We start from the raw sequence: 25,106 nt of genomic DNA on the forward strand, positions 1-25,106 counted from the left end.
GGTTTCCCTATCGACAAAACAATCAGCAGCTTGACGCAGGCCCCTTCCCCTCCTGCAAATTGACCTGAAAACCATGCACCATCCAGACGGCGCGGAACCGGACCGGTTCGACAAACCCATTTTCGAAGCCCTGCTCACCCCCTATCGTTCACTGGGGCGGACAGGCTTCATCATCCTGATGGGCGCCCTGATCGGCTGCTGGATGTTCGTCGGCATTCTTTTCTGGTCCATCGGCGCCTGGCCGATCTTCGGATTTTTCGGCCTCGACGTGCTGCTGATTTATCTGGCCTTTCGCTGGAATTACCATGCGGCCCGCGCGCGCGAGGAAATCTCCGTATCGCGCTCGGCCCTGCATATTCGCAAATATGCGGCCTCCGGCAAGATGACCGCGCATCGCTTCCATCCGTTCTGGACGCGCTTCAAGGTCGCCCGCAAGCCGGATATCGGCATCACCGGCATGAGCGTCGAAAGCCGTGAAAAAACTGTCGCGATCGGAAACTTCCTCTCCCCGGACGATCGCGAAAGCTTTGCCAGCGCTTTCGGCGCAGCACTTGCGGAAGCACGCCGATAGAGCGCGTTTCGATCTGATTGAATCAGATCGGCGCTCTACCGTTTGTTTTTTACGCATATCTTATCCGAAAACCGGGTCACACTTTTGGGAGACATGCATTAGCAACACCCCAATATTGCCGGGTATCTTGCACCCGAACTTCGTTTTACCCTGTAACGAAGGAATCCGGATTGGCCCTTGAAGTCCGGCTTTTCACAAGCCATATCAGTTAGCGGGGAGATACGCCGTAAGGGTTCTCCTCATTACGGTCGCTTCTCATCAAGGACTGATGCAATGACAAGAATGACGCCGTTTTCGAGCCCTCTGCTGCTCGGATTCGATACGATGGAAAAGACGCTGGAACGGATCGCAAAATCCGGCGACGGTTATCCGCCCTACAATATTGAACGCCTGCGCGGCGAGACGGGTTCCGAACGCCTGCGCATCACCCTGGCGGTGGCCGGCTTCTCCAGCGATGACCTCGAAGTCATGACGGAAGACAATCAGCTCGTCATCCGTGGCCGCCAGACCGACGATACCGAGCGCGAATTTCTGCATCGCGGCATTGCTGCCCGGCAGTTCCAGCGCGTTTTCGTTCTGGCAGACGGGATGCGGGTTCTCGGTTGCGATCTGAAAAATGGTCTTCTGGCCATCGATCTCGACCGTCCGGAGCCCGAGCGGCTGATCAAGCGAATCAACATAGCGGTGAAAGACTGATCTTGTTCAGTTTTTGTTCAGCACAATCCGCTATATTGAAGACGTGAAGCTCTGATGCGGCATGGTCGCAAATGACATGCCGACGAAATGGAGGCTAAGACCATGAACAGACACATATTCACCGAAAATGAATTCGCCCATCTCGGCGAAGGTGAAGTTGCCTATGTGCGCAAGATCCGTTCAGATGACCTTGCCCGCAGCTTCCCTGCCCTCCCACCGATCGAGCCGGGCCTTGAACTCTGGGCGCTTTTCGGCGCCAGCGGCGAGCCAATCGTGCTTTCCGATGTTCGCGCCACCGCGTTGCAGGGCGCACAAGACCATGAACTGCGCACGGTGATGCTGCATTAAGGTTCGCTGCGATACCGGCCCGCCGGTATCGCACTTCCGCGCGCAAGCGCCGCAGATCATCTTCAGGCAGAAATACGCTTCTGCCGGAATTGTTTCCTTCCCTGCAAATCGTTTCCATGAACGCACAAAACCGCCATTCGAGTTCGAACGGCGGTTTTGTTTACGAGAAACGCGAGCGGTTCCGATTAAACACAATCGTGGAACCACTCTATTCCTTTGATTTTACGCATTTTCGAGCCAAAATCGCTTCGCGCTTTGGGCTCGAAAATGCTCTGTTTGACCTTAAGCCGCGTTGGACGTCGGCTGAGCGGTCAGGAATGAATAAAGCGCCTGCGCGTCATGTGTGCCGCGCAGTTTGGCAACAGTGTCGGCATCGCGCAGCATACGGGCGATGCGCGAAAGAGCCTTGAGATGATCCGCGCCGGCATTTTCCGGCGCGAGAAGCAGAAAAACAAGATCGACAGGTTGATCGTCCAGCGCCTCGAAATCGACCGGGGTTTCCAGACGAGCGAAGATTCCGGCTATTTTGTTGATGTTCGCCAGCTTGCCATGCGGAATGGCAACGCCGTTTCCTACCCCGGTGGAACCAAGGCGCTCACGCTGGAGAACTGTTTCGAAAACTTCACGCTCAGGGAGACCGGTCAGTTCCGCAGCCTTCTCAGACAAAATCTGCAAAAGCTGCTTTTTGGAGCTGGCTTTCAGCGCCGGGATAATCGCCCCGGGCTGAATCAGATCACTAAGATCCATTCTCTCCGTTCCTTCTTCAATCAGGCCTTTGCGGCCCGGTTTTGGGAAGCGCACGCGGCCGCCCAATCGCGATCCGCAGCGTGCGCTTCAGGTTTGCCGTCAGGCGCGTGGCGCGGCCTGGCGGGTGACCATCGATGGATCGACCCAGCCGATATTGCCGTCCGCGCGACGGTAGACGATGTTAACTTCATCATTGCCGGCATTGCGGAATACCAGAACCGGATTCTCGATCAGATCCAGTTCCACGACCGCCGATGCCACCGACATGGTGCGCAGGGCGACGGACGATTCCGCAACGATGGTCGGCGCGTAATCCGCCGGAAGATCCTCCTCTTCCTCCGGCAGCGGTGCCATAACACGATATGCAATGTCGTCATAGATCGCATCCGGCTGCGTAGCCGGGCGCGATTTCAGGCGACGCTTGTAGCGGCGAAGGCGGGTTTCGATCTTGTCCGCCGCCGCTTCGAAAGCCAGCTGCGGGTCCTGCGCATCGCCAGTGCTTTGCAGGGTTGCACCGCTATCGAGGTGCAAGGTGCAATCTGCACTGAAACGCGAACCGGACTTGGTGACCGTAACCTGTCCGGAAAAGCCATGATCGAAATATTTGCCGACAGCCTCGTTCACCCGATCAACGATCCGGGTTGTGAAAGCTTCACCGACGTCCATATGCTTTCCAGATACACGCAGAGTCATTTGGCACACCTCATTTGCGTTACACCACAGGACTCAGTCTAATCACAAGGCGAGCGAAGCGCAAAGCGAACCAGCATCAAAGATGCTTTTCGTCCTGTGCGTTTTCCAACTACGGTCACGGTGCAGGCAGTCCTTAAAGGCGCAGTTTCGTGCAAGGTGTTGAAACACCTTCCAAAAACGCCTTGAAATCCTGGCTGCTCCAATCAATAGCCCCTCAGCGGGATGGTTGCCGCACATCGCTCTTTTATATAACGCCCCAGTAGCCGGTCCGTTGCCGGATTTTTTCCGGCCCAGGTTTCCCCGGAGCGCCACATTGCCCTTCCTTCAAGCATAGGAACAACCGCAATTTCTTCCAGAAATTACAGTCACAAGACCGGGCATGACCGCCAACATGCATTCGCTGGAAACGCCCGATCCATATTTTCAGCCCAAAACCGGTTCCCGCTTTTGGGCGGCATGCTTCAATTCCGCTTTTGTCGACATCACGCCAACGCACGCTCGCAGCCTATCACAGAACCACTCGGGGGGCCCGGATATATGCCGCAGCGCGAGCCGGGCTTCTATTGGGTGAATTGGCGCTTGTCAATTGGTCCTCCTGCCAGTTGGCTGGCCTGCAATGCTGTTCTTCTCAAAAACCGACGTCGCGTTTTTCTGAATGAGCAGGGTTGCAGATCCAAAATTTTAGAGCATTCCTCCCCATTCAAATACGGGAATAAAGCTCCAGAGGTACAATCTGTAATTTAAAACAGTCCCTTGGCAGCGCAATCTGCGGGACCATTCCGGCGACGCAATCAGGAAGCGGAGACTCTCGCCTTCTTTTCACGCCTGCGCTGAACCGATGAAGCAATATTCATCGATTCCCTATATTTTGCGACCGTTCTTCGCGCGATATCCACACCGTCCTTCTTCAATGCATCCACAATGGCGTCATCGGAGAGCACGTCGTCGGGCTTTTCAGCGTCAATCATCTGGCGGATGCGATGGCGCACGCTCTCCGAGGAATGGGCGTCGCCGCCCTCGGATGAAGCGATGGAGGCGGTGAAGAAATAACGCAGTTCAAACACGCCGCGCGGCGTGGCCATGAATTTGTTCGCGGTCACGCGGCTGATGGTCGATTCATGCATGCCGACAGCGTCGGCCACGATGCGCAGGTTGAGCGGCTTCAAATGGGTCACGCCATGGCGCAGAAAACCATCCTGCTGCCGGACGATTTCCTGCGTGACCTTGAGGATTGTGCGCGCACGCTGGTCGAGGCTGCGCAGGAGCCAGCTTGCCGTCTGCATGCAGTCCGACAGAAACGCTTTTTCCTCGGCCTTCACGGAAGCGCTCACCTCCGCATAATATTCATTGTTGACGATGAGACGCGGCATTGCGGCTGGATTGAGTTCGATCATCCAGCCACCGTCGCGCGAGGGCGTCACCAGCGCATCCGGCACGATGGCATCGGCGACGGAGACCTCAAACAATGCACCGGGCTTCGGGTCAAGCATGCGGATTTCGGTCAGCATGTCGAGAATATCGGCCTGATCGACGCCGCACAGCTTCTTGAGCGTCGCGAAATCGCGCCGCGCCAGAAGGTCGAGATTGTCGACCAGCGCCTCCATGGCCGGATCGAAACGATCCTTGAGGCGCAATTGTATCGCCAGGCACTCCCGCAGGTCGCGCGCAAAAAGACCCGCCGGATCAAAGCCTTGCATTATTGCCAGAATGCGCTCGATCGCGGTCGTTTCAACGCCCAGATTCCGGGCAAGCGCGACACTATCGATACGCAGATAGCCGCTCTCGTCCAGCGCGTCGGCAAGTGCCGTCGCGATGAACCGGTCTGCCGTAGCGGAGAAGGTGAGCGCGATCTGTTCGGCCACATGTTCGCTCAGCGAAACGCGGCTTGCCGTAACCTGATCGATGTCATAACCGCCGCCTGAAACATAGCCGTCGCCGGAGGACGATTTCCATTGCGCAGCCAGATCGGGGCCAATCTCGTCAAAACGCCCCGGATCGTCGGGAAAAATGTTTTCCAGCGAACTGTCGAAAGTCGATGAGAGATTTTCAGCATCATCCGAAGCATCCGTCCTGAACCAGTCGCTGTCGGACATCTCGTCGGATGCGGGATCGTCACCGCCGGTTTCGGCACTTTCCCGCACAGGCTCCCCGCTCGAAAAATCGTCATTGGCTGCCTCAATTCGATCCAGCAGCGGATTTTTTTCGATTTCACCGTCGAGAAACTGTTCAAGCTCCACATGCGTCATCTGCAACAGCCGGATCGACTGCATCAGCTGCGGTGTCATCACCAGCGATTGCGATTGACGAAAATCGAGCTTGGGCGACAAAGCCATGCGACGCGTTATCTCCCCGTTTTACCCCTGCCCACCGCCATGAACCACATGTTCCGGCCAGGCTGAATGAAAACTGGTATGAACCTTGCTTGTCAATTCAGAATGTGCGGATTTGGGGTAAAAGGGAAAATAGTCGCGCAGCCGAACCGTTATATGAGACGACCGAATGCCCAGGCCGTCAAAGCGTAAACTGGTCGCCGAGATAAAGCCTGCGGACATCGGGATTGGCGACGATTTCAGCGGGACGGCCATGCGTCAGCACCTGACCGGCGTGAATGATGTAGGCGCGGTCGATAAGGCCCAGCGTTTCACGCACATTATGGTCGGTAATCAGAACACCGATGCCGCGGCTCGTCAGATGGCGCACAAGCTGCTGGATATCCGAAACGGCAATCGGATCGACACCGGCAAAAGGCTCGTCGAGCAGCATGAAGTTGGGCCGCGATGCGAGCGCGCGCGCGATTTCGAGGCGGCGGCGTTCACCGCCGGAAAGCGAAATGGCAGGCGCCTTGCGCAGATGGGCAATGTGAAACTCTTCCAGCAGCGCATCCAGTTCGGATGCACGCTTGGCGCGATCCTTTTCCACCACTTCCAGCACGGCCTTGATGTTGTTTTCCACCGACAGGCCGCGAAAAATGGAGGCTTCCTGCGGCAGATAGCCGATGCCGAGACGCGAACGGCGATACATCGGCATCGACGTGACATCGAAACCGTCGATCTCGATGGAGCCGGCATCGGCGGGAACCAGGCCGGTGACCATGTAGAAGCACGTCGTCTTGCCGGCGCCGTTCGGCCCCAGAATGCCGACCGCCTCACCGGCCCGCACGCCGAACGACACGCCATTGACGACCTGCCGGCCGCGATAGCTCTTGCAAAGCCCCCGCGCCACCAGCGTGCCCTTGAGGCGCGTCGATCTGCCCGGCTGCCCCGGCATGGCGCCTGCGGCATCGGAAGGAGCGTTTACAGCTTGTGATGCAGCTTGCGGCCCTTCGGCCTTCTTGTTCCAGAACAATCCCACACGTGCCCCGGTCAGTTCTGCCTGGGCGCCGCGCCGCCCTGCTGTTGATCTTTCGGAGCCATGATGATCGATACGCGACCCTTGGTCTGGCCCTTGCAGCTTTCGACATTGGCGCGGCCCGTATCGAGATGCGCCGTCAGTTTGCAGCCGGTCACGACATTGTCGCCATCGGTCAGGACCACTTTCTGCCCCTGAAGGACCATGACCTGATTTTTCGCATCGTAACGGCCGGTATCGCCGGTTGCGACCTGCGTACCGGACTTGAGATAAACTTTTCCCGAAATGTCGATATGATCGATACTCGATGAATCAAGGCCGCCCACGCCGGCACTTGCCGGTTCCGGGGCCTGCGCCTCGCCATCCTTCTTGGTCTTGTTGTAATAGACCGTCATCTGGCCCGCCTTCAGCAGAGCGTCGCCCTGCGAAACGGCAACATTGCCGGTGAAGACGGCAATGCCTTCCTTGTCGCGCATTTCCAGCTTGTCAGCGTCAATCTTGACGGGCGACTTGCTGTTGGAAAGCTTCAGGCCGTTCACGGCAGCGCCTTCCTGCGCCAGAGAGGCTGAGGGAGCCGCGACAAAGCCCAGCGCCAGAACTGCAAATCCCATCCGCAAAGTGCGGGCCATCGTACCCTTGTTCATCCTGCCCGTCTCGCGCTCCATATATTTTCAGCTCCCCGAAGCATTCGACCATCCCTCGGCCGACATGCGGTCAGACGCAACATTAAGCACTTTGCGGCCAAATGGGAACATTCAGCATCGCAAAATGCGATCAAAAAAGCCGTTTAGAGCCCGTAGCATTCCGACAGCATCGGAATCAGGCCCTAACAATTTGTTTTCGAGCGCATTTCGATCCGAAAACCGGCTTCAAAATGCATTCAAGCGCCCGCACGGAATAATTGGCCCGAACGCTCCCCTGCCCTCAAATCAGCCCCCTGTTCAGGGAGCCTTGTTGGGCGAAACAACGCTGCCGTCAACAGTCATTCGAACCTTGTTCTCGAAAATAAGAACCTTGCCGTTGTCCTTGACCTGCATGCTGTCGGCCAGAATATGCGTGTTGCCGCTGCGAATATCGACAGGCTTGTCGGTGGTGATCTGTCCACTTTTCAAATTGACATCCGCAGAATGCAGCACGGCACGCAATCCGTCATCCGTCGTAACAGTAAAGTCCTTATCAAGTTGCAAACGACCATTGGCATTATCGTAGATACCCGATGTCGCTTCGACCTTGGCTGTGCCCTTTTCACCAATGGGCAGCTCGGCCGAAATGCCTTGAAGCGAAATCGCACCGCTGTTCTTCGCATCCTGCGTCGCCTTCGCCGCCGTCATCGAATAGGGGCGATTGTCCTTGGTATAGCCATTCAGATGCGGGCTCGTCATGACGAGCTTTCCGCTTTCGCCGCCATTATTCACTTCCACCTTTACAGGCGTGTTCGGCGTTGCAAGAAACGTGTACCAGGAAAACACGGCCCCCACGATGACCGCGGCAACCGGAAGCGCTGTCTTCAAGACCCTGACGCGGATCGAATGACGCTGCGCGGCATGGAAAAGCGACTCGGCCTTCTCCGATGCACCAAAACGCATGCCGCCCGCGCCGCGACCGGAAGCAGTCGCGTTCTGCGGGGCATGGCTATGTGTGGTATCGGCAGTCATGTCGCGTTCGATTCCCTAACGGCTTCGCAGAATTCAATGATCATCGCGCCTGTGTCGCGCTTTTTCATTTCAATAAGGTTTATTTGGGGTGAAACAGCCGGCCGCTCAATAGCTTTATACCGCGCAAAACACCACACCCGCCTCGCAAACCGGGAGCAGGAATGGTTCATGTCTTTGATAATTCAGCCCAATTTGCACCCATCGAATTTAGATAGAATGCTAATCAACTCTTTGATACCACAAACCGCCCCCGAATTACAGAAGAACATAATGCAACCAAGCCGCGTTTGCACGGCATAATCCATGGCGACAACACAATCCCGTATCGTTTCATTACACTGTGTATTTCAGGCACTCTCGCCCCCGATTTTCCGAAGAGGCTTGCCGCGTGCCTCCATTCGAGGCAAAAGGTGTAATGCCGAGCGTAAACCACGCTGTTTGAACGAACGGAAGGACGGGAATGGCCCAGGACGCCGAAGCAATCATCGAACGCCGGAAATTGCGCAGAAAGCTGACGGTCTGGCGCGCAGCCTTCCTGCTTCTGATCGCAGCCCTGATTGCCGTTTTCGCCTTCTGGTCCCTGCGCGGCGCCAATTTCAGCCAGCCGCATATCGCCAAGGTTCGCATCGAGGGGACGATCTTCGAGAATGAGGAATTGCTGAAGCGTCTCGACAAGATTGGCCGGGACGATGCCGTCAAGGGCGTGATTCTGGTTCTCGATTCGCCCGGCGGAACGACGGTCGGCGGCGAGGCGATTTTCGATGCGGTGCGCAAGATTGCGGAGAAAAAGCCGGTCGTGACCCAGGTGGGCACGCTTGCCGCCTCCGCCGGCTATATGATTGCCAGTGCATCCGACCATATCATCGCGCGGCAGACATCCATCGTCGGCTCGATCGGGGTCCTGTTTCAATATCCCGACATTTCCAAGCTTCTCGACACCATCGGCGTGAAGGTCGAAACCATCAAATCCTCACCGCTCAAGGCGGAACCCAATTATTTCAGTCCGGCCAGCGAAGAAGCCAAGGGCATGATCCGCAACATGATCATGGATTCCTATGCGTGGTTTGTGGATATTGTCGAAAAGCGCCGCTCATTCACGCATGAACAGGCGCTGGCGCTGGCCAATGGGGCCGTGTTCACCGGACGGCAGGCGCTGGACAAGAAGCTGATCGACGGGTTGGGTGGCGAAGAAGAAGCCGTTGTCTGGCTTACGAGCAAGGGGCTGTCGAAAGACCTGCCGCGTCTGGAATGGAAACCGGTCAGCAGCGACACCGGCTTCTCGCTGCGCGATCTCATCATTCATGCCGGTGCGCGCCTCATCGGCCTGCCGCAGGAAGCCGACGGCATGTTGAAGGAGATCGCACGGGAACGCATCTTTCTTGACGGACTTCTCTCGGTTTGGCACGTTGACGGTACGCCTGACGCGAATTGACGCCAGCCGGGCACACGAACACCATCCGGCAGGCGCCGGATGAAACAGACAGAAGCACAGGGGTTTAAAGCCGTGATCAAATCGGAACTCGTTCAGATTATCGCCAGCCGCAATCCGCATCTCTTTCAACGCGATGTCGAAAACATCGTGGGCGCGGTATTCGACGAGATCACAAACGCCCTTGCCGAAGGCAATCGCGTTGAACTGCGGGGCTTCGGCGCCTTTTCGGTGAAAAACCGCCCGGCACGCAGCGGCCGCAATCCGCGCACCGGCGAAACGGTAGACGTGGAAGAAAAGTGGGTGCCCTTCTTCAAGACCGGCAAGGAACTGCGCGACCGTCTCAACTGCGCAGTCTGATCGACATCATGGCGGCAAAACGCATCATCGCCATCATTGTTCTCGTGCCGCTTGCAGTGGTTTTGATCGCATTGTCCGTGGCCAATCGCGCATCGGTGCAATTGACGATCGATCCGTTCAATCCGGGCAATCCGGCGCTGTCCTATAATGCGCCCTTGTTCCTGTGGCTGTTCGGTGCGCTTCTTGTCGGTGTCGTCATCGGCTCTCTGGTGACATGGCTCACGCAGGGCAAGCATCGCCGCAAGGAACGCATGTACAAACAGGAAGCCGCGCGCCTCCTGGAACGCAACACTGCCGCCGAAAAACGCAATATACCGGCAGCGAACGCCTGAAAGCCCCGCCCTTCCCGAACCCGGAAGCAAAACTTCCGGGTTTTCAAGCCTTGAAACGCCATTTGGCGCGATTGAACGTCGTTTTCCCCTTCCCCACCGCTTCTGTTTATCCTACCTAGACCCCAATCACGATGATTGGAGTTTCGGGTGAAAGCGCCAAAGGGAAAAGGCAAAAAGCCGTCGGGCGGCAAGCAGGACCGTGGTTTCGAGCGCGCGAGACATGATGCGCCGCGCCCGGAAGGCAAATTTGACAATAAAGGCTCGTCTTTCAAAAAGCCGCGCCCGCAATTCGCCAAGGCCGCACCCAAGCCCCTGGATGAAAAGCCCGCCGCTCCGCTGCGCGAAATCAAGCCTTATGCCGGTGCGCGTCCGGGAGAAAGACTGCCGCTCATCCTCGAAACGGAACCCTCGACCGATTATGCGCTGCTTGACAGCGGCAACGGGCTGAAGCTGGAGCAATACGGCCCCTATCGGATCGTGCGCCCGGAAGGGCAGGCGATCTGGCTGCCAAGCCTGCCGCAAAAAGAGTGGGATCAGGCCGATGCAATCTTCACCGGCAATACCGACGAGGAAGGCATCGGGCGCTGGGCGTTTCCCAAAGTGCCGCTCGGCGAAACATGGCCGATGCAGCATGACGGCATTTCCTTTCATGGCCGTTTCACCTCGTTTCGCCATGTCGGCGTATTTCCCGAACAGGCGGCCCATTGGTCTTATATGGATGGGCTTATCCGCGAGGGGGTAAAATCCGGACGCAGCGTGAAGGTGCTCAATCTTTTCGGCTATACGGGTCTTGCCTCTTTGGTGGCAGCGCGTGCGGGCGCCGAAGTGACCCATGTGGACGCATCCAGGAAAGCCATTCTCTGGGCGCGTGAAAACCAGGAAATGGCCGGGCTTTCCGACAAGCCGATCCGTTGGATCTGCGAAGACGCGATGAAATTCGTGCAGCGCGAGGAGCGGCGCGGCAGCTTCTATGACATCATCCTGCTCGATCCGCCTGCCTATGGGCGCGGCCCAAGCGGCGAGGTCTGGCAGCTGTTCGAGCACCTGCCCGCCATGGTCGATACCTGCCGCTCGATCCTGACGCCGAAGCCGCTCGCCGTCATCCTGACCGCCTATTCGATCCGCGCCTCCTTCTTCGCCATTCACGAACTGATGCGTGATCGTTTCACAGGCCTTGGCGGCACGGTCGAATCGGGCGAACTTATCCTGCGCGAACGGGCGGCAGGACGCGCACTTTCCACTTCCATGTTCAGCCGCTGGGTAGCCAAATGAGCCGTGACGACGATTTTTCCAAAAGCCCGCGGGTGGGACAGGTCAAGGAAGTTACCAGCCTCACCAACCCGATCGTGAAGGATCTGCGCTCGCTTGCGCTGAAGAAATTCCGCGACCAGCAGGGCGTGTTTCTAGCCGAAGGGCTGAAGCTCGTCATCGACGCGCTGGAACAGGACTGGCGCATCAAGACGCTGGTTTTCGCCAAGTCAGGCAAGGGCAACAAAATGGTGGAGCAGGTTGCCGCCCGCACCTTCGCCAAGGGCGGACTGGTGCTGGAAGTGACCGAAAAGATCATGGCTGCCATCACCCGCCGCGACAATCCGCAAATGGTGGTTGGTGTTTTCGAGCAGCAATATCGCCCGCTTGCAAGCCTCAAGCCAAAGAACAATGACGTTTATATCGCGCTCGACCGCGTGCGCGACCCCGGCAATCTGGGCACCGTCATCCGTACCGCCGATGCGGTGGGCGCCAAGGGCGTGATCCTGATCGGCGACACCACCGATCCCTATTCGCTCGAAACCGTGCGCGCCACCATGGGGTCGGTCTTTTCCATGCCGCTCTACAAGGTGGCGGAAGCCGATTTCCTCAACTGGCGCAAGGGTTTTTCCGGCCTTGTGGTCGGCACCCATCTCAAGGGCGCCGTCGATTACCGCACCATTGCCTATGCCGGCAAGCCGGTCATGCTGATGATGGGCAACGAGCAGCAGGGCTTGCCCGACAGTCTTGCCGCTGCATGCGACAAGCTTGCCCGCATTCCGCAGGCAGGCCGGGCGGATTCGCTCAATCTCGCAATTGCCACCGGCGTCATGCTTTATGAAATCCGTCGCGACGCACTCACGCTCGATGAAAGGGCTACCTGATGAAGCGGCATGCGGTCTGGCCCTCGCTTTTCGTTGTCATATTCACCATATTGATCGACCAGGGCGTCAAGCATCTGGTGGAAACGCGGATGGGCTATGGCCAGCAGATCGACCTGTTGCCATTCCTCGCATTGTTCCGGACGCACAATGAAGGCATCGCCTTTTCCATGCTGGCATGGCTGCATGATTGGGGACTGGTCGCAATCACCGCGACAGTCATCGCATTCGTGCTTTACCTGTGGTGGACCAATGCGCCGGACCGCATCTTTGCCCGCTATGGCTTTGCCCTTGTCATCGGCGGGGCCATCGGCAATCTCATCGACCGTGTGATGAACGGCTATGTCGTGGACTATATTCTGTTCCATCTGCCGACATGGTCATTTGCTGTTTTCAACCTTGCCGACACATTCATTACCATCGGCGCCGGCCTCATCATTCTGGAAGAGTTTCTTGGCTGGCGACGCGAAAGGACTGCCCGCTAATTTTGGGCGGCTTGAACAGTTTCAGTCTTTTGCATAATTTGATCTTGTGAAATTGAAAGCTTTTTGAAGAGGATAAGGTCCGACCACCCGGAATGACACATTGGTGACATGCTTCTGTCATCGTCGCGTAGCACTGAATCTGTACTGCTTCGACCGAGCCGGACGTCCGTTCATGCGATCAGACCGGACGAGAATTCGGAATAAGTTAGCTTTTACTGAAATATCAGTGGGAAAGCCGTTCAGGAATACGTGAAAAGACAAATCAGGAGCCATCATCATGACAGAACTGCTTGGAATGGACCAGCAAATCATTGATGATACGGTCATGTCAGGCTTAGAAGCACAACAGGCGCTGTTCGCGTCCAACGGCGACCCCATCGTTCTGGGGCGTATCGGATCGCTGGAAGTACGGCTTGCAAATTCACGCGAGGCCATCGAGGCCGCGCAGGAATTGCGGTTCCGTGTTTTCTTCGATGAAATGGGCGCGCGTCGCGAAAACATCGAAGCCGTGGAGCTGCGTGATGCCGACCGCTTCGATGCGATTTGTGACCATCTTCTGGTCTATGACACGGCTCTGCCCGTGCCCGATCATCAGCAGATCGTCGGCACCTACCGGCTGATGCGCAGCGATCAGGCGGAAAAGGCGCTCGGCTTTTATTCGGCCGACGAATATGACGTGCAGCGTCTTGCTCTTTCGCGCCCGAACCTTCGCCTGCTTGAGCTGGGGCGCTCCTGCGTGAAGGCGGAATATCGTTCCAAGCGCACCGTCGAGCTTCTGTGGCAGGGGGCATGGGCCTATTGCCGCCGCCATTCCATCGATGTGATGTTCGGCTGTGCTTCATTCCACGGTGCTGTGCCTGCCGCGCACGCGCTCGGCCTGTCGTTCCTTCACCATAATTGCCGCGCCGCGGATGACTGGGACGTCTGTGCCCTGCCCCACCGCTATCAGGCCATGGACCTGATGCCAAAGGAAGCGATCAACAACAAGGTTGCGCTTTTCTCCATGCCGCCTCTGGTGAAGGGATATCTGCGTCTCGGTGCGATGATCGGGGATGGCGCGGTGATCGATGAAGCCTTCGGCACGACCGATGTGTTCATCATCCTGCCCATCGAGCGCATTTCCAGCCGCTACATTACTTATTACGGCGCGGAAGCGAACCGCTTCGTTTAGAGCATTTCCAGCAAAAGTGCGAAGCGGTTTTGCGTCGGATAATGCGTGAAAACAAATAGATAGAGCGGTTCCGACGATTCCATTTAAACCGGAACCGCTCTAGTCTGTCAAAGGGGCGAAGGGTGAGGGTTCGGAAACCTCACGCCTTTCCGGCCAGTTCCTTCAATTTGTAGATCAGGTCCAGTGCTTCGCGCGGCGTCAGCTCATCCGGGCTGATGGCAGCGACCGCCCTGGCCAGATCACTGTCCTTCGCCTGAAGCTGCGGCTTCGGCTTTTCCTGTTGCAAGGCGACGGAGAACAGCGGCAGATCATCGATCAGCTTATCCGCCTTGCCGGAAGTTTCGCCGGCCTCCAGCTGATGCAGCACATCGCGCGCGCGATTGACCACCGCTTCAGGCAGCCCGGCCAGACGCGCCACCTGCACGCCATAGGAACGGTCGGCGGCACCTTTCGCCACTTCATGCAGGAAAACGACGTCATTGTCCCATTCCTTGACCCGCATGGTGACATTGGAAAGCCGCTCCAGCTTTTCCGAAAGCGCCGTCATTTCATGGAAATGCGTGGCAAACAGCGCACGGCAACGGTTCTTCTCATGCAGATATTCGACGGCCGCCCAGGCGATGGAAAGCCCGTCGAACGTCGCCGTACCGCGCCCGATCTCATCGAGGATCACCAGAGAGCGCTCGCCCGCCTGATTGAGGATCGCAGCCGTTTCCACCATTTCGACCATGAAGGTCGAGCGCCCGCGCGCCAGATCGTCGGAAGCACCGACGCGGCTGAACAGCCGGTCCACGACACCGATCCGTGCGGAACCGGCAGGCACGAAGGAGCCCATCTGCGCAAGAATAGCGATCAGCGCATTCTGGCGCAGGAAGGTCGATTTACCGCCCATGTTGGGGCCGGTCAGGAGCCAGATCGCGCCATTGCCGCCGTCCGTTTGCGGCGAGAGATCGCAATCATTGGCGACAAACGGATTGGCGGCCTGACGCCGCAGCGCCTGTTCGACAACCGGGTGGCGACCGGCAACAATGTTGAAGGACAGGCTGTCATCGACCTGCGGGCGGCAATAGCCCTGCTCTTCCGCCAGCACGGCCAGCGCCGCGGACACATCGAACACCGCAAGCGCCGATGCGGCGGCCCGAATATTGTCGGCATGGGAGACGGCTTCCGCCGTCAGTTCCTCGAACACGGCAAGCTCGATCGACAATGCGCGGTCGGCGGCATTGGCGATCTTGCTTTCCAGTTCCGCCAGTTCGGTGGTGGTGAAGCGCATGGCATTGGCCATGGTCTGGCGATGGATGAAGCGGCCCTTGGCTTCATCCGTATCCGTCATCGCCCCGGCATTGTTGGCCGTCACCTCGATAAAATAGCCAAGCACATTGTTGTGCTTGATCTTGAGCGACCGGATGCCGGTCTCTTCGATATAATCGGCCTGAAGACCGGCGATCACCCGGCGCGACTGGTCGCGCAAGGCCCGCATTTCATCGAGTTCGCCATTATAGCCTTCACGCACGAAACCGCCATCGCGTTTGAGGAGCGGCAGTTCATCGGCCAGCGCCCGGTCGAGATGCGCGGTGAAAACGGCAGGCATGGCGCTGACGGCATCGCGCGCCTGCGCCAGTTCGTCGGGCAGCAAGGCACCTTCCAAAAGGCTTGCAATGACATGCGCGGCCTCGAAACCACGCGCAAGCGCGCCCAGATCGCGCGGCCCGCCGCGCCCGACAGCCAGCCGCGACAGGGCGCGCGGCATATCCGGCACGCCTTTCAGTTCCGCCCGCATGGCCTGGCAGAGCGTCGGCTCGCTCAGGAACCAGGAAACGGAATCAAGCCGCAGCGCGATCTGCTTCGGGCTGGTGAGCGGCGCCGTCAGCCGTTCGGCAAGAAGCCGGGCACCGCCGCCCGTTACCGTGCGGTCAACGGCTTTCAAAAGGCTCCCATCGCGGTTGCCCGACATGGTACGCGCCAGTTCCAGACTGGCGCGCGTGGCCGGGTCGATAAAAAGCGTGCCACCCTCATGTTCGCGTTCAGGCCGCATCAGGGGCGGACGCTCGGAGATCTGCGTCTTTTCAATATAGGCGATTGCGCCGGAAATGGCGGAAAGTTCCGGACGGCTGAACTGGCCGAAACCATCCAGTGTCGCCACGTTGAAATAGCGCTGGATGCGCGCTTGCGCCGCTGCACTGTCGAAAAGCGTTGCCGGTTGCGGCGTCACCGCCTTGCCGACCAGATCGAAGACCGGGCGCAGTTCTTCATCATGGAAGGCGCTGTCGGCCACGACCAGTTCACGCGGGTCCACGCGCATGATGTCGGCAAAGAGCCGGTCGGACGTGGTTTCCGCCACACGGAAGGTTCCGGTCGAAATATCGATCCAGGCAAGCGCCAACGCATCGTCGCCGCGCGTGCGCCCCATGGCCATCAGGAAATTGGCTTCCGCCGGGTCCAGCAGCTTTTCCTCGGTCAGCGTTCCGGGCGTGACGAGACGGATCACATCGCGCTTCACCACCGATTTCGAGCCGCGCTTCTTCGCCTCCGCCGGGTCTTCCACCTGTTCGCAGACCGCGACGCGATAGCCCTTGGCAATCAGCTTTTGCAGATAGTCGTCGGCGGCATGGACCGGCACGCCGCACATGGGAATATCCTCACCCAGATGCTTGCCGCGCTTGGTAAGCGTGATGCCGAGCGCGGCGGAAGCCTCCACGGCGTCATTGAAGAACAGCTCGTAAAAATCGCCCATGCGATAGAAGAGCAGCGAATCGGCATTCGCCGCCTTGATCTCGATATATTGCTCCATCATGGGCGTCAGGCGAACGGGCGCTGCCTCGGCGGCATTGTCTTCCGCTTCCAAGCTGTGTTCGTTCACCGTCGTTTCCATCTGAAAACCTTCATTTATTGCTTAGCCAGCAAGGCTAAAGTTATAAAATTTCGTATTCCATCGCTTTTGGATGAATATCTATTCCTCGAAGCACTGTTTACACAATGCGTGACTGGCGCTATCGAGGTTCTCCCGCAGATGAAACCGGAGGGAACATGCCAGCCTCGACGCCGAAGGGCAACACATCAGAACGCGCACCCACAGCCAGTGAGAAGGAAGCGCTGGACTTTCACGCGCAGGGCCGTCCGGGCAAGCTGGAGATCAATCCCACCAAGCCCATGACCACGCAGCGCGACCTGTCGCTTGCCTATTCTCCGGGCGTGGCCGTGCCGGTGAAGGCAATCGCCGAAGACGCCGCCCGCGCCTATGACTATACAGCCAAGGGCAATCTCGTCGCCGTCATCTCGAACGGCACCGCAATCCTCGGTCTCGGCAATCTGGGAGCGCTTGCCTCCAAGCCCGTGATGGAAGGCAAGGCCGTGCTGTTCAAGCGCTTTGCCGACGTCGACTCCATCGATCTTGAAGTCGATACGACCGACATTGACGCTTTTATCAATGCGGTGCGCTATCTCGGACCGTCATTTGGCGGTATCAATCTGGAAGATATCAAGGCGCCGGACTGCTTCATCATCGAGAGCCGCCTGCGCGAATTGATGGATATTCCGGTTTTCCACGACGACCAGCACGGCACGGCCATCATCGCCGCCGCCGGCCTCATCAATGCGCTGCATCTGACCGGCCGCGACATGAAGACGACGAAGCTCGTCTGCAATGGCGCAGGCTCTGCGGGCATTGCCTGTATCGAACTCATCAAGGCGATGGGTTTTGCCTCGGAAAACGTCATCCTGTGCGACACCAAGGGCGTCGTCTATCAGGGTCGCGAAGAGGGCATGAACCAGTGGAAATCGGCGCACGCGGTGAAGACCGACAAGCGGTCCCTCGCCGATGCCATGAATGGCGCGGATGTCGTGTTCGGCCTTTCGGCCAAGGGTGCATTCACCGAAGAGATGGTCCGTTCCATGGCGCCGAACCCGATCATCTTCGCCATGGCCAATCCCGACCCGGAAGTCACGCCGGAGGAAGTGGCGCGCATCCGTGATGACGCCATCGTCGCCACCGGGCGTTCGGACTATCCGAACCAGGTCAACAATGTTCTCGGCTTTCCCTACATCTTCCGTGGTGCGCTCGATGTGCGCGCGACGACCATCAACGATGCGATGAAGATCGCCGCCGTCAACGCACTGGCCGAGCTTGCCCGCGAGGATGTGCCGGACGATGTGGTCGCCGCCTATCAGGGCAGCCGCCCGCGCTTCGGCCCGAACTATATCATCCCGGTGCCGTTCGATCCGCGCCTGCTTGCGTCCGTCTCGGCGGCTGTCGCAAGGGCGGCCATGGAGACCGGCGTTGCCGGGCGCGCCATTGCCGACATTGAAGGCTACAAGCGCGAATTGTCGGCACGGCGCGATCCGATCGCTTCCACATTGCGCGGCATTTATGAGCGCGTGCGCCGTCAGCCGAAGCGCATCGTCTTTGCCGAAGGCGAAGAAGAGCAGGTGATGCGCGCCGCCGTTTCCTACGTCAATCAGGGCCTTGGCACCGCCATTCTGGTTGGCCGCGAGGAACGGGTGCGGGATACGGCGAAAGCCGCCGGTCTCGATCTCGACCGCCCCGGTATCGAAATCATCAATGCGCGCCTGTCGAGCCGCAATGCCGCCTATGCCGACTATCTCTACGAGAAGCTGCAACGCAAGGGCTATCTGACGCGCGATTGTCACCGCCTCATCAACAATGACCGCAATCATTTTGCGGCCTGCATGGTGGCGCTTGGCGATGCCGACGGCATGGTGACGGGCGTGACCCGCAATTACGCGACGGGTCTGGACGACGTGCGCCGCGTGATCGATTCCAAGCCTGGCCACCGCATGGTCGGCGTTTCCATCGCGCTTTGCCGCGGACGCACCGTGTTCATCGCCGATACCGCCGTCCATGAAATGCCAAGTGCGGCCGAACTGGCCGATATCGCCGTGGAAGCGGCAGGCATGGCGCGCCGCATGGGCTATGTGCCGCGCGTGGCGCTGACCGCCTTCTCGACCTTCGGCCATATGGGCGGTGAACGTTCCGCCCGCATTCAGGAGGCCGTCCGCATTCTGGCAACGCGCCATGTCGATTTTGAATTCGACGGCGAAATGAGTGCCGATGTGGCGCTGAACCCGAAGCTGATGGAACAATATCCGTTCATCCGCCTGTCGGGCCCGGCCAATGTGATCGTCACGCCGGACAATCATTCGGCCTCGATTGCCGCCGACATGCTCCAGGAACTGGGTGGCGCGACCATCATCGGGCCGCTGCTCGTCGGCCTCGACAAGCCGGCGCAGATCGTCACCATCGGCGCGAAAGATTCCGACATCGTCAACATGGCGGCAATCACCGCCTACAATGCGACGAACTGAAAAATCAGCAATTGATGATGCATAGGCCGGGGAAACCCGGCCTTTGCTTTTGGATATTCATCCTCCATAAAAGCGGCTATAGGATAGGCTGCCCACTGTCCTTTCTCCGCAAACCGGATCCACATGCCGCATGAGCGCCCACGACCTTAAGCTGGAAGAGATCGTCAATCCCGAGACGCTGCGCCGCAAGCTCCATGAACTGGCGGATTCCGCGGACGAAAGCTACACGAGTTCGACCGTGCGCAAAGTGGTGCTTCAGGCGCTGAAGGATGCCCTTGTGCGCGGGCGCGCCAATGCGGAAGCCATGCTGATGAAGGATGGCGGCGGCACGCTGTGCGCCAAACGGCTTTCCTTTCTCATGGATACGCTGATCGAGGCGCTGTTCGAATTCGCCACCACCAAAGCCTATCCGATGGTCAATCCGTCGAAAGCCGAAAACATGGCCATCATCGCCGTCGGCGGTTATGGACGCGGCGGACTGGCGCCGGGGTCGGATATCGATCTCCTGTTTCTGCTGCCCTACAAGCAGACCCCCTGGGGCGAGCAGGTGGTGGAATATATGCTCTATATGCTGTGGGACATGGGGCTGAAAGTTGGCCATTCCACCCGCAACATTGATGAATGCATTCGTCTTTCGCGCGAAGACATGACGATCCGCACGGCAATTCTCGATGCGCGGTTTCTCACCGGCAATCGCGAGCTTTTCAAAACGCTTGTCACCCGCTTCGATGAGGAAATCGTCAAGGATACCGGCCCGGAATTCATCCAGGCCAAGCTTGCCGAACGCGACCAGCGCCACCGCAAGGCAGGCGAAACCCGCTATCTGGTGGAGCCGAACGTCAAGGAAGGCAAGGGCGGCCAGCGCGACCTGCACACGCTGTTCTGGATCACCAAATATTTCTACCGGGTCAAGAGCAAGGAGGAGCTGGTCAAGCTCGGCGTTCTGTCACGGGCCGAACTGAAACTGTTCAACAAGGCGGAAGATTTTCTCTGGGCGGTGCGATGCCACATGCATTTTGCGACGCTCAAGGCCGAAGAACGGCTTTCCTTCAACATACAGCCTGAAATCGCCGAACGCCTTGGCTATACGGCGCATCCCGGCCAGAACTATGTCGAACGCTTCATGAAGCATTACTTCCTCGTGGCGAAGGATGTGGGCGATCTCACCCGCATCATCTGTGCCGCGCTAGAGGAGCAGCAGGCAAAGCATGTGCCGGGCTTCAACCGCATCTTTCTCACTTTCTCGCGGCGCAAGCGCAAGCTTTCGCAGAACAGCGATTTCGTTTCGGAAAATCACCGCATCAACATTGCGCGACCGGAGGTTTTCAAGGAAGACCCGGTCAATATCATCCGTCTCTTCCATCTGGCCGACAAGCACGGGCTGGAATTTCACCCCGAGGCGATGCAGAGCCTTACCCGCTCCTTGAAACTCATCAATGCCGATCTGCGGGAAAATCCCGAAGCCAACAGGCTCTTCCTCGAAATCCTGACGTCACCGCGCAATCCCGAACTCATTCTGCGCCGCATGAACGAATCCGGCGTGCTTGGAAAGTTCATTCCCGATTTCGGCAAGATCGTCGCCATGATGCAGTTCAACATGTATCACCACTACACGGTGGACGAGCATCTGTTGCGGTGCATCGCCGTGCTGTCGGAAATCGAGCATGGCGAGATGGAAAACGAACATCCGCTTTCCAACCATCTCATCACCACAGTCAAACGCGACCGCAACCTGCTTTATGTGGCGCTGCTCCTGCACGATATCGCCAAGGGCCGCCCGGAAGACCATTCGGTTGCCGGCGCCCGCATCGCCCGCAGGCTTGGGCCGCGTTTCGGCCTGACACCATCCGAAACCGAAACCGTCGAATGGCTGGTGCGCGAGCATCTGACCATGAGCATGGTGGCACAGTCGCGCGATCTCAACGACCGGAAGACCATCATCGATTTTGCCGACACGGTGCAGACCATGGAGCGGCTGAAGCTTCTGCTGATCCTGACCGTCTGCGACATCAAGGCGGTTGGTCCCGGCGTGTGGAATGGCTGGAAGGGCCAGCTTCTGCGCACGCTCTTCTACGAAACCGAACTGGTCCTGACCGGCGGCTTTTCGGAACTGTCCCGCGCCGACCGCGACCATCAGGCCCGCCATGCACTGGCCGAACGGCTTTCCGACTGGCCGCAGGACAAGCGCGACGCCTATCTGGCGCTTCACTACACCAATTATTTCCTGACGGTGAGCCTTGAGGATCAGGTCCGGCACGCCCATTTCATCCGCGAAGCCGACCGCAACGAGCGCGCTCTGGCCACCATGGCCAAGCCGCATACATTCGAGGCCGTGACAGAAATCACGGTGCTGGCACCGGACCATCCGCGTCTGTTGTCGATCATCACCGGCGCCTGCGCGGCCGCCGGGGCCAACATCGTCGACGCGCAGATTTTCACCACCGGCGACGGGCGGGCGCTCGACACCATTCTCATCAGCCGCGAATTCGACACCGACGATGACGAACGCCGCCGGGCGGAGCGCGTCGGCAAGGTTATCGAGGATGTTTTGTCCGGCAAGGCGCATCTGCCCGATGTGCTGGCCAGGCGCACCAAGCCGAAGAAAGCCGCCAAGGCCTTCAAGGTGGAGCCGCGCGTCGAGATCAACAACACACTTTCCAACAAGTTTACCGTCATCGAAGTGGAAGGCCTGGACCGGCCCGGCCTGCTTTCAGAGCTGACCGGCCTTATTTCCGACCTTTCGCTGGATATTGCATCGGCCCACATCACCACCTTCGGCGAGAAGGTGATCGACAGTTTTTACGTGACGGATCTCGTGGGCCACAAGATTTCAAACGCCACCCGCCAGGGCAATATCAGGCGCAAGCTGCTTGGTGTTCTGAGCGGGGAAAATGGCAGCAGGACAAACGGCCGCTCGTCGCAGGCCGCAGCATAGGTTTTTCAGTCGATGAGTTTGGTCAAAAAGTTCGCCACGGTCGCGTCGGGCACGCTGATGAGCCGCATTTTCGGCTTCACGCGCGAGATGTTCATGGCGGCGGCTCTCGGCACCGGCCCGGTGGCCGATGCCTTCAATGCAGCCTTCCGCTTCCCGAACACATTCCGCAGGCTCTTTGCCGAAGGCGCGTTCAATTCCGCCTTCGTGCCGCTTTTTGCCAAGGAAATCGAAAAGAACGGCATGGATGGTGCACGCCGTTTTTCAGAAGAAGTGTTCGGCGTGCTTTTCACCGTGCTTCTGTTCCTGACCATCGTGATGGAACTTTCCATGCCCTTCATCGTGCGCACCGTCATCGCGCCGGGTTTCACCGACGATCCGGTGAAGTTCGACAATACGGTGCGCCTCGCCGTCATCATGTTCCCCTATCTCGCCTGCATGTCGCTTGCCGCGATGATGGGCGGAATGCTCAATTCGCTGCACCGCTATTTCGCGGCGGCCATTGCCCCGGTGTTCCTCAATATCATTCTGATCGGGGTTCTCGCCGTTGCCTGGTGGCGCGGCTACGACGCGCTTGCCGTTGGCTACGGCCTTTCCTGGGGCGTGATGGCCGCAGGCCTGGTGCAGCTTGCCATCGTCTGGATCGCCGTGCGCAATGCAGGCATCAAGATCGGGTTTCGCCGTCCCCGCCTCACCCCAAATGTCAAACGGCTTCTGGTTCTGGCGCTGCCGGCGGCAATCACCGGTGGCATCACGCAGATCAACCTGCTCATCAACACCAATATCGCGTCGGGCATGGAAGGCGCGGTATCCTCGCTTGTCTATGCCGACCGCATCTATCAGCTTCCGCTCGGCGTCGTCGGCATTGCGGTGGCGACCGTGCTTCTGCCCGAACTGTCGCGCGCGCTGCGCGGCGGCCATATGAAGGAAGCCTCGAACCTCCAGAACCGCTCGGTCGAGTTTACCCTGTTCCTGACCTTGCCAGCCGCCGCCGCACTTCTGGTCATGTCTGAACCCATCGTGCGGCTCTTGTTCGAACGCGGCAAGTTCAGCCCGGATTCAACGCTCGTCGTCTCCAATATTCTGGCCATCTACGGCCTCGGCCTGCCCGCTTTCGTGCTGATCAAGGCTTTCATTCCCGGCTTCTTCGCCCGTGAGGATACCCGCACGCCGATGATCTTCGCCGCCATTTCGGTGGCAGTGAATGTCTCGCTCGCCATCACGCTTTTCCCGCATTTCGGCCCGACCGGCATCGCCACGGCTGAAATCGTCGCGGGCTGGGTCAATGCCGTCCTGCTTTTCGCGACGCTGGTGAAGCGCGGCCATTGGGGACAGGATATTCCGCTGCTCACCCGCATACCGCGCCTTCTCATCGCCGCCGCGATCATGGCATTCGGCATTCACTATGCCATCGGCCATTTCGCCTATGCGCTTTCCTCCGCGGCCCCGCTTGTCATGCGCGCGGGCACCGTCGCCGCAATCGTCATTGCCGCAATGGTGGTCTATTTCGGCTTTGCCTTCGGTCTCGGCGGCGCCAATACCGGAATGATCCGCCGTAACATCAAGCGCGGCGCGGCAAAGAAAGCCCCTGAAAGCGAGCAATAATTCAAGCTTGAAAGGCGGCTTCGTCTCTGCGAAAAGACCAGCATTCAAAATCCCCGCTCTCCACCGGCGGGGCTAACTTTTTTAGGAAACGATCATGAGCACGTTCAAACCGCTTGTCTTCTCCGGCGTCCAACCAACCGGAAATCTTCACCTCGGCAATTATCTCGGGGCGATCAAGCGGTGGGTCGAAGTTCAGGAGACGCAGGAATGCATCTATTGCGTCGTGGACATGCACGCGCTCACCATTTCGCCCGATCCGGCTGAACTGATGCAGTCAACCCGCGAAGTCACCGCGGCTTTCCTTGCCGCCGGCATCGACCCGAAGAAGAGCATCGTCTTCAACCAGAGCCGCGTCATGCAGCATGCGGAATTGGCCTGGGTGTTCAACTGCATCGCGCGCATCGGCTGGATGAGCCGCATGACCCAGTTCAAGGACAAGGCAGGCAAGGACCGCGAGAATGCTTCGCTCGGTCTTTTCGCCTATCCGAGCCTGATGGCCGCCGACATCCTGCTTTATCGCGCCACCGCCGTACCGGTCGGCGAAGACCAGAAGCAGCATCTGGAACTGACCCGCGACATCGCGCAGAAATTCAACAATGACTATTCCGACCGGATCGCCGCGCTTGGCATCGGCGTGGATATGCAGGTGGGCGACGAGCAGGTTTCGGGCTTCTTCCCGATGACCGAACCGATGATTTCCGGTCCCGCCATGCGCATCATGTCTCTGCGCGACGGCACCAAAAAGATGTCGAAATCCGATCCTTCCGACCTGTCGCGCATCAATCTGATCGATGACGAAGACACGATCACCAAGAAAATCCGCAAGGCCAAGACCGATTCCGATGGTCTGCCCACGGAGATTGACGGCCTCGCCGGTCGCCCGGAAGCCGATAATCTGGTTGGCATCTATGCAGCCCTTGCCTCTCGGACGAAGAAAGATGTGCTCAACGAATTCGGCGGACGCCAGTTTTCCGAATTCAAGGCATCGCTCGCCGATCTGGCGGTGGCGAAGCTTTCGCCGATCACTCATGAGATGCGTCGGCTGGTTGCCGATCCCGCCCATATCGACAGCGTTCTGCGCGACGGCGGCGACCGGGCTGGCGTGATTGCGGAACAGACCATGCGTCACGTTCGCGATATCGTTGGCTGGTTGCAGAACTAAACTTCGCAATTATCAAAAGGGCGGCAGTTTTTCTGTCGCCCTTTTCATTTCTGGATCAGGTTTCGATCTGTCGGCCCCTGTCAAATGTCAGCTTGCAGACGATCAATCCCGATGGCAAATT

Annotated in this window: 21 protein-coding genes; 14 read left to right on the forward strand and 7 right to left on the reverse strand. The window is 58.5% G+C overall.

Annotated features, from left to right (window positions below; all coding sequences use genetic code 11):
* Window positions 1-73: 73 nt before the first annotated feature.
* From AVM02_RS16340 to AVM02_RS16350, 3 genes are all read left to right on the forward strand, one after another.
* Window positions 74-571 carry a DUF2244 domain-containing protein gene (locus tag AVM02_RS16340; protein WP_411507975.1) on the forward strand — a complete coding sequence of 166 codons (498 nt, stop codon included), beginning with the start codon at window positions 74-76 and terminating at the stop codon, window positions 569-571.
* Window positions 572-844: 273 nt separating this feature from the next.
* A complete protein-coding gene (locus AVM02_RS16345) occupies window positions 845-1,267 on the forward strand; it encodes an Hsp20 family protein (protein ID WP_006470903.1) in 423 nt (140 codons plus the stop codon).
* A 102-nt stretch (window positions 1,268-1,369) separates the two neighbouring features.
* Complete coding sequence (locus AVM02_RS16350; RefSeq protein WP_010658006.1) at window positions 1,370-1,615, forward strand: DUF1150 family protein; 246 nt, start codon at window positions 1,370-1,372, stop codon at window positions 1,613-1,615.
* A 282-nt stretch (window positions 1,616-1,897) separates the two neighbouring features.
* On the opposite strand, the gene ptsN is transcribed toward AVM02_RS16350, so the two are convergent.
* The 6 genes from ptsN to lptC form a co-directional block, all read right to left on the reverse strand.
* Window positions 1,898-2,362: a PTS IIA-like nitrogen regulatory protein PtsN gene (gene ptsN / locus AVM02_RS16355; RefSeq protein ID WP_411508058.1), complete on the reverse strand. Its 465-nt coding sequence runs from the start codon at window positions 2,360-2,362 to the stop codon at window positions 1,898-1,900.
* 99 nt (window positions 2,363-2,461) lie between these two features.
* Complete coding sequence (gene hpf / locus AVM02_RS16360; protein ID WP_411507976.1) at window positions 2,462-3,055, reverse strand: ribosome hibernation-promoting factor, HPF/YfiA family; 594 nt, start codon at window positions 3,053-3,055, stop codon at window positions 2,462-2,464.
* Window positions 3,056-3,846: 791 nt separating this feature from the next.
* Window positions 3,847-5,388, reverse strand: coding sequence for an RNA polymerase factor sigma-54 (gene rpoN / locus AVM02_RS16365; protein ID WP_411507977.1), 1,542 nt, complete (start codon window positions 5,386-5,388; stop codon window positions 3,847-3,849).
* 178 nt (window positions 5,389-5,566) lie between these two features.
* Window positions 5,567-6,322, reverse strand: a complete 756-nt coding sequence (lptB, locus tag AVM02_RS16370; RefSeq protein ID WP_411508059.1) for an LPS export ABC transporter ATP-binding protein — start codon at window positions 6,320-6,322, stop codon at window positions 5,567-5,569.
* A gap of 95 nt (window positions 6,323-6,417) precedes the next feature.
* On the reverse strand, window positions 6,418-7,068 hold the full coding sequence (locus tag AVM02_RS16375) for an LptA/OstA family protein (RefSeq protein WP_411507978.1): 651 nt from the start codon (window positions 7,066-7,068) through the stop codon (window positions 6,418-6,420).
* Window positions 7,069-7,344: 276 nt separating this feature from the next.
* A complete protein-coding gene (lptC, locus tag AVM02_RS16380) occupies window positions 7,345-8,058 on the reverse strand; it encodes an LPS export ABC transporter periplasmic protein LptC (RefSeq protein WP_411507979.1) in 714 nt (237 codons plus the stop codon).
* Between the two features lie 460 nt (window positions 8,059-8,518).
* On the opposite strand from lptC, the gene sppA reads away from it, so the two are divergent.
* From sppA to AVM02_RS16415, 7 genes are all read left to right on the forward strand, one after another.
* A complete protein-coding gene (sppA, locus tag AVM02_RS16385) occupies window positions 8,519-9,490 on the forward strand; it encodes a signal peptide peptidase SppA (protein ID WP_411507980.1) in 972 nt (323 codons plus the stop codon).
* Between the two features lie 72 nt (window positions 9,491-9,562).
* Entirely contained in the window at window positions 9,563-9,847 is a 285-nt protein-coding gene (locus AVM02_RS16390) for an integration host factor subunit beta (protein ID WP_411508060.1), read from the forward strand.
* An 8-nt stretch (window positions 9,848-9,855) separates the two neighbouring features.
* Window positions 9,856-10,179 (forward strand): lipopolysaccharide assembly protein LapA domain-containing protein, encoded by a 324-nt coding sequence (locus AVM02_RS16395; protein ID WP_411507981.1) that lies wholly within the window; start codon window positions 9,856-9,858, stop codon window positions 10,177-10,179.
* Window positions 10,180-10,326: 147 nt separating this feature from the next.
* Window positions 10,327-11,451: a class I SAM-dependent methyltransferase gene (locus tag AVM02_RS16400; RefSeq protein ID WP_411507982.1), complete on the forward strand. Its 1,125-nt coding sequence runs from the start codon at window positions 10,327-10,329 to the stop codon at window positions 11,449-11,451.
* Window positions 11,448-12,311, forward strand: coding sequence for a TrmH family RNA methyltransferase (locus tag AVM02_RS16405; protein WP_411507983.1), 864 nt, complete (start codon window positions 11,448-11,450; stop codon window positions 12,309-12,311). Before AVM02_RS16400 ends, AVM02_RS16405 begins: the two co-directional genes overlap by 4 nt.
* Entirely contained in the window at window positions 12,311-12,793 is a 483-nt protein-coding gene (lspA, locus tag AVM02_RS16410) for a signal peptidase II (RefSeq protein ID WP_411507984.1), read from the forward strand. Before AVM02_RS16405 ends, lspA begins: the two co-directional genes overlap by 1 nt.
* 277 nt (window positions 12,794-13,070) lie before the next feature.
* The gene (locus AVM02_RS16415) at window positions 13,071-13,964 is read left to right on the forward strand and encodes a GNAT family N-acetyltransferase (RefSeq protein ID WP_411507985.1); all 894 of its coding nucleotides are present in this window, start codon (window positions 13,071-13,073) and stop codon (window positions 13,962-13,964) included.
* 139 nt (window positions 13,965-14,103) lie between these two features.
* On the opposite strand, the gene mutS is transcribed toward AVM02_RS16415, so the two are convergent.
* A complete protein-coding gene (gene mutS, locus AVM02_RS16420) occupies window positions 14,104-16,836 on the reverse strand; it encodes a DNA mismatch repair protein MutS (protein ID WP_411507986.1) in 2,733 nt (910 codons plus the stop codon).
* A gap of 155 nt (window positions 16,837-16,991) precedes the next feature.
* On the opposite strand from mutS, the gene AVM02_RS16425 reads away from it, so the two are divergent.
* From AVM02_RS16425 to trpS, 4 genes are all read left to right on the forward strand, one after another.
* Window positions 16,992-19,286 (forward strand): NADP-dependent malic enzyme, encoded by a 2,295-nt coding sequence (locus AVM02_RS16425; protein WP_411507987.1) that lies wholly within the window; start codon window positions 16,992-16,994, stop codon window positions 19,284-19,286.
* Window positions 19,287-19,416: 130 nt separating this feature from the next.
* A complete protein-coding gene (locus AVM02_RS16430) occupies window positions 19,417-22,221 on the forward strand; it encodes a [protein-PII] uridylyltransferase (protein ID WP_411507988.1) in 2,805 nt (934 codons plus the stop codon).
* A gap of 12 nt (window positions 22,222-22,233) precedes the next feature.
* Complete coding sequence (gene murJ, locus AVM02_RS16435) at window positions 22,234-23,823, forward strand: murein biosynthesis integral membrane protein MurJ (protein ID WP_411507989.1); 1,590 nt, start codon at window positions 22,234-22,236, stop codon at window positions 23,821-23,823.
* A gap of 94 nt (window positions 23,824-23,917) precedes the next feature.
* Window positions 23,918-24,985 carry a tryptophan--tRNA ligase gene (gene trpS / locus AVM02_RS16440; protein ID WP_411507990.1) on the forward strand — a complete coding sequence of 356 codons (1,068 nt, stop codon included), beginning with the start codon at window positions 23,918-23,920 and terminating at the stop codon, window positions 24,983-24,985.
* Window positions 24,986-25,106 lie beyond the last annotated feature (121 nt).

It is taken from the genome of Brucella anthropi (assembly GCF_046630315.1).
Classification (GTDB): Bacteria; Pseudomonadota; Alphaproteobacteria; order Rhizobiales; family Rhizobiaceae; genus Brucella; species Brucella anthropi_A.

Bases quoted from the DNA above. Each gene is read 5' to 3' on its own strand.
- AVM02_RS16405 (WP_411507983.1), top strand. From the start codon at position 11,448: ATGAGCCGTGACGACGATTTTTCCAAAAGCCCGCGGGTGGGACAGGTC.
- murJ (WP_411507989.1), top strand. From the start codon at position 22,234: ATGAGTTTGGTCAAAAAGTTCGCCACGGTCGCGTCGGGCACGCTGATG.
- AVM02_RS16430 (WP_411507988.1), top strand. From the start codon at position 19,417: ATGAGCGCCCACGACCTTAAGCTGGAAGAGATCGTCAATCCCGAGACG.
- hpf (WP_411507976.1), bottom strand. From the start codon at position 3,055: ATGACTCTGCGTGTATCTGGAAAGCATATGGACGTCGGTGAAGCTTTC.
- trpS (WP_411507990.1), top strand. From the start codon at position 23,918: ATGAGCACGTTCAAACCGCTTGTCTTCTCCGGCGTCCAACCAACCGGA.
- AVM02_RS16395 (WP_411507981.1), top strand. From the start codon at position 9,856: ATGGCGGCAAAACGCATCATCGCCATCATTGTTCTCGTGCCGCTTGCA.
- AVM02_RS16340 (WP_411507975.1), top strand. From the start codon at position 74: ATGCACCATCCAGACGGCGCGGAACCGGACCGGTTCGACAAACCCATT.
- ptsN (WP_411508058.1), bottom strand. From the start codon at position 2,362: ATGGATCTTAGTGATCTGATTCAGCCCGGGGCGATTATCCCGGCGCTG.
- rpoN (WP_411507977.1), bottom strand. From the start codon at position 5,388: ATGGCTTTGTCGCCCAAGCTCGATTTTCGTCAATCGCAATCGCTGGTG.
- AVM02_RS16415 (WP_411507985.1), top strand. From the start codon at position 13,071: ATGACAGAACTGCTTGGAATGGACCAGCAAATCATTGATGATACGGTC.
- AVM02_RS16345 (WP_006470903.1), top strand. From the start codon at position 845: ATGACAAGAATGACGCCGTTTTCGAGCCCTCTGCTGCTCGGATTCGAT.
- lptB (WP_411508059.1), bottom strand. From the start codon at position 6,322: ATGCCGGGGCAGCCGGGCAGATCGACGCGCCTCAAGGGCACGCTGGTG.
- sppA (WP_411507980.1), top strand. From the start codon at position 8,519: ATGGCCCAGGACGCCGAAGCAATCATCGAACGCCGGAAATTGCGCAGA.
- AVM02_RS16375 (WP_411507978.1), bottom strand. From the start codon at position 7,068: ATGGAGCGCGAGACGGGCAGGATGAACAAGGGTACGATGGCCCGCACT.
- lspA (WP_411507984.1), top strand. From the start codon at position 12,311: ATGAAGCGGCATGCGGTCTGGCCCTCGCTTTTCGTTGTCATATTCACC.
- mutS (WP_411507986.1), bottom strand. From the start codon at position 16,836: ATGGAAACGACGGTGAACGAACACAGCTTGGAAGCGGAAGACAATGCC.
- AVM02_RS16425 (WP_411507987.1), top strand. From the start codon at position 16,992: ATGCCAGCCTCGACGCCGAAGGGCAACACATCAGAACGCGCACCCACA.
- AVM02_RS16350 (WP_010658006.1), top strand. From the start codon at position 1,370: ATGAACAGACACATATTCACCGAAAATGAATTCGCCCATCTCGGCGAA.
- lptC (WP_411507979.1), bottom strand. From the start codon at position 8,058: ATGACTGCCGATACCACACATAGCCATGCCCCGCAGAACGCGACTGCT.